General features: G+C 63.1%; 10 protein-coding genes. 9 read left to right on the forward strand and 1 reads right to left on the reverse strand.

Translation table 11 applies throughout. The annotated features are described in order from the left end of the window. The first annotated feature begins 124 nt into the window (after positions 1-124). The 8 genes from ACMG4O_RS04410 (at position 125) to ACMG4O_RS04445 (ending at position 9,340) form a co-directional block, all read left to right on the forward strand. A complete protein-coding gene (locus tag ACMG4O_RS04410) occupies positions 125-1,606 on the forward strand; it encodes a heavy metal-binding domain-containing protein (protein WP_221929716.1) in 1,482 nt (493 codons plus the stop codon). Continuing rightward, positions 1,603-2,499 (forward strand): complex I subunit 1/NuoH family protein, encoded by an 897-nt coding sequence (locus ACMG4O_RS04415; RefSeq protein ID WP_142947524.1) that lies wholly within the window; start codon positions 1,603-1,605, stop codon positions 2,497-2,499. The genes ACMG4O_RS04410 and ACMG4O_RS04415 overlap by 4 nt, the downstream gene beginning before the upstream one ends. Next, positions 2,499-3,065, forward strand: coding sequence for an NADH-quinone oxidoreductase subunit J (locus tag ACMG4O_RS04420; protein ID WP_142947523.1), 567 nt, complete (start codon positions 2,499-2,501; stop codon positions 3,063-3,065). Before ACMG4O_RS04415 ends, ACMG4O_RS04420 begins: the two co-directional genes overlap by 1 nt. Beyond that, a complete protein-coding gene (gene nuoK, locus ACMG4O_RS04425; protein ID WP_142947522.1) occupies positions 3,062-3,373 on the forward strand; it encodes an NADH-quinone oxidoreductase subunit NuoK in 312 nt (103 codons plus the stop codon). Before ACMG4O_RS04420 ends, nuoK begins: the two co-directional genes overlap by 4 nt. Then, the gene (locus tag ACMG4O_RS04430; RefSeq protein ID WP_414434500.1) at positions 3,370-5,280 is read left to right on the forward strand and encodes an NADH-quinone oxidoreductase subunit L; all 1,911 of its coding nucleotides are present in this window, start codon (positions 3,370-3,372) and stop codon (positions 5,278-5,280) included. The genes nuoK and ACMG4O_RS04430 overlap by 4 nt, the downstream gene beginning before the upstream one ends. A 15-nt stretch (positions 5,281-5,295) precedes the next feature. Further along, on the forward strand, positions 5,296-6,765 hold the full coding sequence (locus tag ACMG4O_RS04435; protein ID WP_348321488.1) for a complex I subunit 4 family protein: 1,470 nt from the start codon (positions 5,296-5,298) through the stop codon (positions 6,763-6,765). Next, positions 6,765-8,129 (forward strand): NADH-quinone oxidoreductase subunit N, encoded by a 1,365-nt coding sequence (locus ACMG4O_RS04440; RefSeq protein ID WP_414434501.1) that lies wholly within the window; start codon positions 6,765-6,767, stop codon positions 8,127-8,129. Before ACMG4O_RS04435 ends, ACMG4O_RS04440 begins: the two co-directional genes overlap by 1 nt. 140 nt (positions 8,130-8,269) lie before the next feature. Beyond that, positions 8,270-9,340 carry a metal-dependent hydrolase gene (locus ACMG4O_RS04445; RefSeq protein WP_414434502.1) on the forward strand — a complete coding sequence of 357 codons (1,071 nt, stop codon included), beginning with the start codon at positions 8,270-8,272 and terminating at the stop codon, positions 9,338-9,340. A 6-nt stretch (positions 9,341-9,346) separates the two neighbouring features. Here the strand turns inward: ACMG4O_RS04445 and ACMG4O_RS04450 are convergent, their stop codons facing one another. Then, a complete protein-coding gene (locus ACMG4O_RS04450) occupies positions 9,347-10,357 on the reverse strand; it encodes a zinc-binding alcohol dehydrogenase family protein (protein WP_142947517.1) in 1,011 nt (336 codons plus the stop codon). 56 nt (positions 10,358-10,413) lie between these two features. Between ACMG4O_RS04450 and ACMG4O_RS04455 the strand changes: the two genes are divergently transcribed. Then, complete coding sequence (locus ACMG4O_RS04455; protein ID WP_142947516.1) at positions 10,414-11,898, forward strand: amidase; 1,485 nt, start codon at positions 10,414-10,416, stop codon at positions 11,896-11,898. The last annotated feature ends 2 nt before the right edge of the window (positions 11,899-11,900 follow it).

Below are 11,900 nucleotides of genomic sequence, written 5' to 3' on the forward strand. Positions count from 1 at the left end.
CAAAGGGCGTCCATCTATCCTGCGAAGGTGGGTTGGGCAGGCTCTGGCGCGCAATTTGAGCTGCCTGGTAGTCCCTGGGCCGGAAGTGGCCCTGGCGCATGGGCTGAACCTGGCGGCCGCAGACATGCGCATCGCCGCCACGCCGCGCGATGCCACTGTGCTCCTGGTTGTCGGTGAGCTATCTCAGAAGTTGGACGAGGCCACCGCAGTGCTCTATGCCCAGATGCCTAGGCCGCGAGCTATTCTAGTGCTCGGTGGGTCAGAACCTTCGTCTTTGCCTAAAGCTGACGTTTCCGCGGATCTCTCACAAACCGAACTGATGGAGGCGGCCACTCGGCTGCAGCGGTTGCTGGCTGAAGACGCCTTCGCCGCCTCGCCTGACGATTTTGACTCATCAATCCTGCAAACCAAAACTGAGTACGTCTGCCCCATGCACCCGGAAGTGGTGGAGGACGAACCAGGTAGCTGTCCCAAATGCGGCATGGATTTGGTGGCGCGCGAAGCCGGCGGCGACGCGGATGCTGGGGAGCACGACCATTCCGGCCACGGTCACGGCGATCATGATCACGGAGACCACGACCACGGCAGCTCGGGATTCATGTCCATGGTCGAGGTTACCAAAGACCTGCCTCGCAGCGCTGACGGTTTGGCAATGGACTGGCTTGAGGTGCCCTTCGGCCCCTGCTTTCCCGGTTTGCCGGGAGGATTGAGACTGACCTTGACGCTCGACGGTGACGGGGTGACCGAGGGCCAAGCGACATCTCTGGTAGCTATGGGCACCCCCTCTGAAGAGGTGGCGGTCGAAACCTTCATCGAGCGCCTGGCGGCGGCCACGCCGTTGGCACCGGTAAGTTACCGCCTCTTGGCCTGCCGCGCTATCGAGCAGGCGGCTGGTCTGGAGCCAGATCCGGCCGTCGAGCGGGGCCGGGCGGCCGCTCTTGAGCGAGAGCGCATCGCCAGCCATCTGGGCTGGCTGGCCCAGTTGGGCCGCCAGCTCAGCTTTGTCTGGCTGACACGTCGTGCGGCGGCTTTGCAATTGGAAACCCAGCGCGCCGACGGGGAGCAGCTTGTTGTCCTGCGGCCGGCGCTGCAGGCGCTCATCGCACGGCTCGAGCATACGCCCCTTCTCAAAGCGCGCTTGAAAGGCATCGGCGCTTTGCCCCACGGCTCCCAGGATCTAAGAGGCCCGGTGGCACGCGCCTCCGGCCGGACCGAAGATGCCCGCCAGGCGGACGCAATGTATTGCGAGCTGGGTTTCGAGCTGTACATTGAGGGCGCTGGGGACGCCTGGGCGCGTTTCCGGCAGCGGCATGTTGAGATCGTGACCAGTCTCGATCTCGTAGAGGCCGCCGGAGACCCTGAGCTCCCCAAGCTGCGAGCCATCGACAGCCCTTCCGGAACGGGGGAGGCGACCGTGGAAACGCCGCGCGGCCGCTCCACATTGCAGCTGACCCTGGAGCGAGGGCAGGTGGTATCGGTCGAGCTGGACGGCGCCTGCCGCCAACATATCGGCCTGGCCGCCGACCTGGTCGAAGGTCAGGAATTGGGTGATGCCTTGGTGGCGGTCGGGTCACTGGATCTCTCGCCCTGGGAGGTGAGCTCATGACTGTCGCCATAGTGTTGCTCACACTGTTGGTTGGCGCTTGGTTACTGGCTGTGATTGAGGCCTGGCTCACGACCGGCCGCCTGCGACCGGTCGCCCCGCTGCTTGCGGGCCTGTCGCACCTGGGCCGCGAGTCCATCTTGGCGCGCAAGCCCGACCGGCTGTTTTTCGAGACCGCACCAGTGTTGTTGCTGGTGGTGGCGGTGCTCGGTGCTGCCGTACTTCCGCTGACGCCGGATCTGGTCATTGCTGATCTGGCCACCGGCGCCTTGTTTCTCAACGCGGTGCTTGCCTATGTGTTGGTATCGCTGATCATGGCGGGTTGGGGCCCGAACGGCGCCTACGCGATGATAGGTGGCTGGCGTTTTCTCGGCCAACTTATCGCCTACTCCATGCTTATCGTCATGCCCATTACGGCGACCGCCATGCGCGCCGAGTCCCTGTTGAACAGCGTCATCGTCGAGTCTCAGGCCGGTTTATGGAACATCGTTTACCAACCGCTGGGGTTTGTGTTGTTTTTCATCGCCGCTATGGCGTTGGCGTTCCGCTCACCCTTCGACCTGCCTACCGCACCCGGCGAGTTAGCCGGCGGGGTCGACGCCGAATACACCGGCGTGCGCCTGACAGTGTTGCGGCTAGCACGATTGGTGATGCTAATCACCCTGTCTGCCGCGACTACGGTGTTCTTTCTCGGTGGCTGGCAGGGGCCGCTTTTGCCGCCCTGGGCCTGGAGCCTGATCAAGACTCTGGCGGTAGCCGTATCGATGTTGCTGGTTGGCTACTATTTGCCGCGTATTCGCGAGGCGGATCTGCTGGGTTGGTGCTGGAAGTTTGGAATCCCCCTGGCGCTGCTCAATATTTTGATAGTCGGATTGCTCATCCTGGTGGTGCCCTAATGGTTGCACAGGCTTTTTTTGTCGGCGTATTCGGGCTGGCTGCGATCGGTTTCGGTGTGGCGGTGTTCCGTACCGCGTCTATGGTGCGTTCTGCGCTGGCGCTGCTGTTTTCACAGGCCGCCGTGGGCTGCATGTTTCTGGCCATGCAGGCCGAATTTCTGGGCGTGCTGCAGATTATGATGATGGCCACCGAAATGAGCATCATGGCCATCTTCATGGTGATGTTCATGATGGACCCCGGTGGGCTTGGCGGGATGGATATGAGCCACCAGAAGCGCTTTTCGATTGGTGCTGGAGCCATTGCCGCCACCACCGCCATCTCGGTAGCGCTGTTCTCTGATTGGGGGCCGATATTCGCCGAGGCGCCGGATGCTGCAATGCAAACGCGGGAGCTCGGTTTTGAAATGTTGGATCGCTCTATGCTGATTTTCGAGACCGCCGCTATCACCATCCTGACCGCAATGATCGCGGCTACGGCAGTAGCGATTCCGGTGCGCCAGCCCGGCGTCGACACAGGAAAGCTCGACAAGGAAAACGGTGATAAAGAACAGGAGGCTTCAAAATGACTCCGGTACTGATCCTGGCACTTCTGACCGGCGCCATTCTCTTTGGTGTCGGTATCTATGGCGCGCTCTCGCAGACTAACCTGGTCATGATAATGATGGGAGTGGAGCTGATTCTGGCGGGCGCGCTGGTGAACCTTGTGGCCTTCTGGCGCTTTCTGCATCCGGAGGTCTACGCCGGACAGATGTTTGTGCTGGTGGTAATGACGGTTATGGCAGTGGAGATGGCCGTCGGTTTCGGCGTCGCAATTGCACGCTTCCGGGCCAAGGGCTCGGTCGAGATGGAAGAGGCCGGAGACCTGCAGGGATGAGTGACCTGGTCTTGCCCATAGTGTTCCCTTTGCTTGCGGCCGCTGCCATTCTGCTGCTGCGCCGGGGAGCGGCTATTTTGGCGCTGGTCGGGGTCGCACTTAGTTTGGCGGCAAGCCTTAAGCTTTTGGGGGCGGTCGCCAGTGGTGACTCCGCAACCCTGCTGCTGCCAGGCTTGCCGGATCTACCCTTGCGGTTGACCGCCGAGCCGTTAACCGCGTTGCTCAGTGTAGTGGTTGCCGCCGTGGCGACTTGCGTGTTGATTTATTCGGTAGGCTATATGAAGCGGGAGTCCGGCCTACCCCGCTTTTTTGCCGTTATGTCCTTGTTTGTTGCCGCCATGCAGGCCCTGGTTCTGGCCGGCGACTGGGTTCTGGTGCTCGCCGCCTGGGAGCTGATTGGCTTGTGCAGTTACCTGCTGATCGGTTTCTGGTTTCAGCGGCCCGAAGCGGCGAACGCCGCGAGCCGTGCCTTTCTCTACACCCGCAGTGCCGATCTTGGTCTGTACATCGCGATATTCACCCTCATGGGGGCGGCGGGCACCAGCGAGATCGCCGCCACCCTGAATGTCGACGGAGACACCGCCGTGGCGGCCGGGCTTTTGTTGCTGCTCGCTATCATGGGCAAGTCTGCCCAGATCCCCCTCCAGGACTGGCTTATGCGTGCCATGGCGGGGCCCACACCGGTGTCGGCGTTGTTGCACTCGGCGACACTGGTGGCAGCAGGTGCCATTTTACTGATCCGTGTAGCGCCGCTGCTGACGCCGGAAGTTTTGCTCGCTATTGGGCTGGTGGGCGGTATTACTACCGTGGCGGCAGGTCTGATTGCGCTTGCCGAACGTGACCTCAAGCGCCTGCTGGCGGCCTCAACCGCCAGTCAGTATGGTCTGATGCTGATTGCGGTCGGCGCCGGGGTGCCGCTGGCGGCGTTGTTGCATCTGCTTGCCCATGCCGCCATCAAGAGTGGCCTGTTTTTAGCAGCCGGTGAATTTCAGCATGCGCGCGGCGGCACGGCTCTGGAGCGCTTGCGTGGTGTAGGGCGCGTCCGGCCCTGGACTTTCTTCGGCTTCGCATTGGCAGCGCTGGCCCTAGTGGGTGCTCCACCGCTGAGCGGCTTCTTCTCAAAGGACGCGGTGATCGCCGCCGCACTGTCCGCGCCAAGTGTCGCCTGGCTCGCTCCCCTGGCACTGGCGGGCACACTGCTGACCGGTGCCTACTTGGCTCGCGCGCTGCGGCTGCTATGGCACGAGCGCGAGGAGGGTGAAAACGAAAACCGTTCGGTGGCCGGCGCCCGCTGGATGGGGCTGGGAGTATGGGCCCTGGTAATCCCAGCCGTCTTCCTGGGTCTGACCTTCGGTCCCATTGAAGCCTTGTTGGGTTTGCCCGGCCCTGGAGACCATGGCACTACCGCCATGCTGTTCGGGCTTCTCGCGGCAGCGGCCGGTCTGGCGCTGGGCTGGCTGGTACCGGCATCTCGCTTGCTTGGCCCTTTCCACCCCTGGGCACAATCGGGGCTGGTCATCGCCGGAGGGCTCTCCTTCTGGATCGGCCGACCAGCCATGGCCATTGCCTACGGCTGCCAGCGCCTGGAGCGTGGCCTATACGCGACCGTCCTGAGTGTCGGCCGCGGAGGCTTCTTCATTGCTCGAGGTTGCGGGCGCGTGGAACGAGGTTTGTATGCGGTGGTGTTGGGTACTGGCCGTGCCAGCTTGGCCGTGGCGCACTTGGTTCGGGTAGGAGATGAGCGCCGAATCGACGGCCTGATCTTCGCCCTGGTGGCCAGCGTACGAGGCTGGGGAGACCGCGCCCGCGTCCTGCAAAGCGGTTGGATTCACCACAGTCTGGCTATCAGCGCCGTGGTTACCGCCGTAACACTGATCATACTGCTTTCAGCCTCGTTGAGTTTCTAGAGGATAGCCATACTCATGCTACCAATTGTATCCCTTACTCTGTTTTTGCCGCTCGCCGGTGCCGCCCTGATTCTGGCCCTTCCGGGGCCGACGGCGCGAACCGTACACAGCATTGGTATTGGCACCGCCAGTTTAACTCTGGTCGGGGCGCTGGCCATGTGGCTGGAGGGAGTGAGCGGCGCGGGCTTTTCCCAAGTCGAAGAGCTCGAATGGATTCCGGCTATCGGTGCCGCCTACCGGGTCGGTGTGGACGGCATCAGCCTGCCCCTGGTGCTGCTGAGTGCTATGCTGTTTTTGGGGGCATTCATCTATGCTTCGTCGCTGCGCGAGCGCCCGCGCGCCTACGTGGCTTTGGTTCTGCTTCTAGAAACTGCAGCAATCGGCACCTTTGCCGCCCTCGACGGAATTCTGTTCTATGTGTTCTTCGAAGTCTCCCTGGTGTCGATGTATTTCATGATTGCCGGTTGGGGCCATGAGGACCGGCAGCGGGCGGCTCTGATGTTTTTTATCTACACGCTTCTGGGCAGCCTGCCGTTATTGCTCGCCATCCTGGGGCTTTACCTCGGCAGTCCCGATCCCAGCTTCGACATGCGCGCCTGGATCGCTAATCCACCGCTGGAAGGGGCTGCGGCCATGTGGGCGCTGGTCGCCATGCTGGTTACTTTTGCGGTCAAGATCCCCGCCGTACCGTTGCACACTTGGTTACCTGCCGCCCACGTCCAGGCGCCGACTGTCGGCAGTGTCATCCTGGCCGGCATCATGCTGAAATTTGGAACCTACGGGCTGGTTCGCTTCGCCCTACAAATGACTCCCGAGGCGTTCCACGAAGCCGGCGTCGTTGTCCTGGTGTTCGGTGTCATCGGCGCGCTCTATGGCGCCTTCGCCGCTCTGGCGCAGACCGATCTCAAGCGTCTGGTGGCCTATACGTCGATTAACCACATGGGCTATGTGATCATCGGCGTCGCCGTGGCTGCACTGGCTCTGGACCCTTCAGTGCGTGCCACCGCACTCGATGGCGCCGTCCTGCAGATGTTCAGTCACGGTTTGGTTACCGGTGCATTGTTCTTCCTGGTGGGGATGATTCAGGAGCGCGCACATACTCGCGAGATGGGCGAATTTGGCGGCCTACTAAAAACGGTTCCGCTGTTGGGCTGGTCCTTTATGTTGGCGGCCTTTGCGTCGCTGGGCCTGCCTGGTCTGGCGCACTTTCCAGGGGAGTTCCAGATATTTCTGGGTACGCTTGGTAGTGTGCCCGCCGCCGTCGTGTCGATACTGGGCCTTGCTATCATTGCGGGTACCTTTCTCAAAGCGATTCGCGAAACCTTTCTTGGCGAGCCTCAGTCACGTTGGCATAGCATGCCCGACCTGAGTTTGCGCGAAGTGCTCGCGCTGGCGCCATTACTGGTTCTCACCGTAGCTACCGGGGTGGCACCATCCTGGGTGCTGGACACCATTCACCGGACTGCCTCGGCGTTGGTGCTATAATGGGGCGTGATCTGGCATTGTTAATTCCCGAGATCGCTGTGCTGCTAGCCGCAGTCAGCGCGCTGATTGCAGAAATACTGCGCAGGCCTCGAGCTTCGCTGGCTCTCGCCATGCTGGGCCTGTTCGTCGCCACGGGACTGACCATACGTTTGGTGGGTACAGACACCACCGTATTCGGTGGCAGTTTTCGGATAGACGCGCTCAGCATCTGGGCAAAGCTGATTTTATTGCCGGCGACGATGCTGTCTTTGCTGCTGGCGAGCGCGGAAGTGCGCGGCACCGTGCGTGAGGGCACGGTCTACAGTTTATTATGTTTAGCTACCGTTGGTGCTCTTATTCTAGCCGGCGCCGGCGATATGATGTTTCTGGTTCTGGGCCTGTTGCTCACCAGTTTGGCGACCTTTGCTCTGGTGGCCTACCCGGACGACGATCCTGCCACCGAAGCCGCCATGAAATACTTTGTGTTTGGTTCGGTGGCTGGCGCGGTGATGATCTTTGGTCTCACGTACTGGTTCGGTGCCGCCGGCTCCACAATGACTGCCGACCTTGAGGGTACGGAGGCCATCCCTTTGGCTGTCATATTCGGTTTGGTGGCGGTTATTGTCGGTCTTGGCTATAAAGCATCTCTGGTTCCATTTCATTTTTGGGTGCCGGATGCCTATGAAGGTGGGCCCTTATCGGTTGCAGCCTTCCTGTCTGTGGTGCCCAAGGTGGGCGCGTTGTTTGCGCTAACTCAAGTGTTTCGTGACCTGCCTTCCGAAAGCGGTGGGCCCGCTGTTATCGCGGGACTAGCCGTACTGAGTATGACCTACGGTTACCTTGCCGCGTTGGTGCAGGATAATGTTGTTCGACTGCTGGCTTACTCATCTATTGCCCAGTCCGGGTACTTCCTCCTGGGTATTGTGGCGCTGGGCGAAAGTTCTTTTGCTTTGCCATCAATCATTTTTTTCGCTGCCGCGTACGCCGCTATGAATCTGGGGGCTTTCGCCGTTATCGCTGCGGTTGGGCGTACGCTAAACGATTTCAACGGCCTGGGGCGCGCTCAACCACTGGTGGGAGTCGCCATGGTACTTTTCCTGCTCTCGCTGGTAGGCATTCCGCCACTCGCTGGTTTCGTTGGCAAATTCCTGCTCTTTGCCGCTGCTATCCATGCGCAGTTTACCTGGTTGGCTGTAGTGGCGATTCTCAACAGTGTGCTCGCTCTCGCAGTATATATGCGTATTATCGTGCCTATGTATAGGCAAGAAGAGGTGCCTCATGACGCTGCTAGTATTTGGATCGATATCGTGACGCTAACGGCGCTGTTAGCCACGGTTACTATTGGACTGGCCGCCCAGTTCTTCTTTGTGAAGTCGATGGCATAGCGCATTCTCGGCGTCGTTCCTAGACAGATACTTGTTGTGTTTACCGTTACTTCTGATATCTCGCTCATCATCTTTCCCAGAGAAGTCAGAAGCTTCAATGTTATTTGCTGCCGCTATGCCGGCGGCGGGGGCGAGAAAGTATGGATTCGATAACGCAGGCGGCCCTGGGGGGCGCCCTGGGCGGGGCGGTGCTGGGGCACCGGTTCGGGCGCGCCGCGGTGGTCGCCGGCGCGCTGCTCGGCACTCTGCCGGACATGGACGTGCTGATCGACTATGGCGATGCGGTGGCCAACTTTTCCCAGCACCGTGGTTTCAGCCATTCGCTGTTGGTGCTGGTGCCCCTGGCGGTGGTGCTGGCGGCGCTACTCAGTCGTTGGCAGCGCAGCGTATCGTTCCGCCGCTGGCTGACCTTCACCGGCGCCATCCTGATCACGCACCCGTTGCTGGACGCCTTCACCACCTACGGCACCCAACTGCTCTGGCCGCTGGGGCCGCCGGTGGCCTGGCACACCATTTTTATTATCGACCCGCTCTACACGCTGCCGCTGCTGGTGGCGGTGATCATCGTCCTGGTCCGGCCGCCGGCGATCCGCGCGTTGACGGTGGGGCTGGCGCTGTCGAGCCTGTACCTGGCCTGGAGCCTGGCGGCGCAGCAGTGGGTGGACCACCGGGTGCACCAGGCGCTGGCCGGCACCGGCTACCAGACGGCGCCGCGCATGGTGCAGCCGATGCCGTTCTCCACGCTGCTGTGGCGGGCCACGGTGCTGCACCGCGAAGAACGCCTGGAGATCGTCACCGGGCTGCTGGACGGCGATGTGCCGCTGCATATTGAAGGCTTTCCGCGGGACGCCAATCTGGTCGCCTCGGCCAAGCAGCTGGACGACGGCCGCCGTCTGGAATGGTTCACCGGCGGCTTTCTGGATTACCGGTTGGAGGACGGGCGGCTGGTGGCCACCGACATCCGCCTCGGCGTGCCCGGCGCCCACCCCTTCCAGTTCGTGATCGCCGAGGCCCAGGGCGGGCCCGACAACCTGGCTTGGCAGGCGGTGCGCAGCACGCGCCTGGCCCGGCCGATGGTCAACGAAGACGCCTGGCCGGCCCTGTTTCGCCGCACCCTGGGGCTTAGTCCGGTGCTGTGCCTGCGTGAACTCAAGCTGGCGTCGTCGGGCGCTGCCTGCGAGGGGACGCTGCCGCCGTTGGGCTCGCAGTGAGCCGGGTTACTCCCAGCCGGCCAGCACCAGCTTGCCGATGGTCTTGCCGGACTCGATGCGCCGGTGCGCCTCTTTGAGGTTGGCGGCGTTGATCGGCCCCAGGGACTCCGAGAGGGTGGTCTGCAGGACGCCTTCTTCCACCAGCCGGGCGGTGGCGCGCAGGATTCCGCCCTGGCGTTCCATGTCCACGCCGAACAGGGCGCGGGTGAACATGAACTCCCAGGCGAAGCGGGCGCTCTTCGGTTTCAGCGGGTTCACGTCCAGGGGGCCGCGGGCGTCGACGATGGTGACGATGCCGCCCAGCGGCGCGACCAGCTCGCAGACGTCGCTCCAGTAGGCGTCCGGTTCCTGGGCCAGCAGGATGGCGTCCACCTGCTCGATGCCCAGCCCTTTCATGGGCTCGCGCAGGCCGTTGCGGTAGTCGATGGTGTGGGTGGCGCCCATGGCGGTGCACCAGTCCGCCGAGGTCTGACGTCCGGCGGTGGCGATCACCGTCATGCCGAAGTGGCGGGCGGCCAGCTGGGTGGCGATGGAGCCGACACCGCCGGCGCCGCCCACCATCAGCAGGGTCTTGCCGGCGGCGTTTTCCGGAGTCAGGCCGAGCTGGTCGGTGAGGCTTTCCCAGGCGGTGAGCACGGTCAGCGGCAGGGCGGCGGCTTCCTGCATGCCGGTGCCTTCGGGCATCTTCGCCACCAGGCGCTCGTCCACGCACTGGTACTGGGCGTTGCTGCCCTGGCGCTGCATGGCCCCGGCGTACCAGACCCGGTCGCCGGGCAGGAAGTCGCGGACTTCGGCGCCTACCGCTTCCACCCGACCGGCGGCATCATAGCCGAGTACTTTATGGCCCTTCTCCGCCAGGGGGCGTTGGCGTACCTTGGTGTCCACCGGGTTGACCGATACCGCCTCCACCGCCACCAGCAGGTCGCGGGGGCCTGGTTTGGGCTGTTCCAGCTGGATGTCTTCCAGGGCGTGGACGTCTTCGATGGCGCGGGGTTGGTTAAAGCCGACGGCCTTCATAGGGTCTCCGTGGGAATACGAATGTCACTGGGGTTTTAAATAATAAGGATACCATCATGCGTTTTGACGAATACCGCAATCTCGACGGCGTGGCGCTGGCCAAACTGGTGGCGGACGGGGAAGTGACCGCCGCCGAACTGCTGGAGCTGGCCATCGCCCGTGCCGAGGCGGTGAACCCGGCCCTCAACGGCCTGATCATTCCGCTTTACGACCAGGCTCGGGAACAGGCGGCGGGCGCCTTGAGCGGCCCCCTGGCCGGGGTGCCCATGCTCACCAAGGACCTGTTCCAGGAGATCGGCGGCGCCCCCAACTATCAGGGTAACAAAGCCCTCAAGCGGGCCGGCCATAAGGCGCCGGTGGATTCCGAGCTGGTGCGCCGCTGGAAGGCGGCCGGGGTGGTGCTGTTCGGGCGCACCAATACGCCGGAATTCGGCGCCAAGGGCATCACCGAGCCGGAGGCGTTCGGCGCCACCCGCAACCCCTGGAACACCGACCACACGCCGGGTGGCTCCTCCGGCGGTTCCGCGGCCCTGGTGGCGGCGGGCGTGGTGCCGTTCGCCGGTGCCAACGACGGCGGCGGCAGCATCCGCATTCCCGCCGGCTGCTGTGGCCTGTTCGGCCTCAAGCCCGGGCGCGGGCGCACGCCCTGGGGGCCCAACTTCAGCGAGGCCATGCACGGCATTTCCATGAATCACGTGGTGACCCGCTCGGTGCGCGATTCCGCGCTGCTGCTGGACGCCACCCAGGGCGAGGAAGTGGGCAGCCTGTTCCGCATCGCGCCGCCGGAGCGCAGCTACCTGAGCGAGCTGGAGAGCGACCCCAAGCCGCTGCGCATTGCATTCTCCACCACCTCGCCGATCGGCACCGAGGTGGACCCGGAAGCGGTGGCCGCGGTGGAGGACGCCGCCCGCCTGCTGGAGTCCCTGGGCCACAAGGTGGAGCAGGCGTCGCCGAAAATGGACATGCTGGCCATGAGCATGGACTGGCTCTCCATGTGGTTCGCCAACTGCGCCGCCAGCGTGGACTGGGTGCGCGAAGAAACCGGCTGCGGCAACGACGGCTTCGAACTGGACACCCTGGCGATGGCGGCGTTCGGCCACGCCACCTCGGCGCCGGACTACGTGCGTGGTTACCAGCGCTGGCAGGGGTATTCCCGGGCGCTGGCGGAATTCCACCAGCAGTACGATCTGTGGCTGACGCCCACCCTGGCGTTGCAGCCGGCGCGCATCGGCGCCTCGGAAACGCCGGCCTGGCAGCAGCGCATGCTCAAGGTGATTCTCAAAGTGGGCGCCGAAAAACTGGTGATGAAAACCGGCCTGGTGGAGCAGATGGTGAAGGAGAACCTGAAGTACGTGCCTTTCACCCAGCTCGCCAACGTCACCGGGGTGCCGGCCATGTCGGTGCCGCTGCACTGGTGCGAAAGCGGCCTGCCGCTGGGGGTGCAGCTGGTCGGCGATCACGGCAGCGAGGGCCTGCTGTTCAAACTGGCCGGTCAGCTGGAGCGGGCGCGGCCCTGGTTCAACCGTATGCCGGATCTGTAACC

The organism is Alloalcanivorax venustensis (genome assembly GCF_047495515.1).
In the GTDB taxonomy this organism is placed as follows: domain Bacteria; phylum Pseudomonadota; class Gammaproteobacteria; order Pseudomonadales; family Alcanivoracaceae; genus Alloalcanivorax; species Alloalcanivorax venustensis.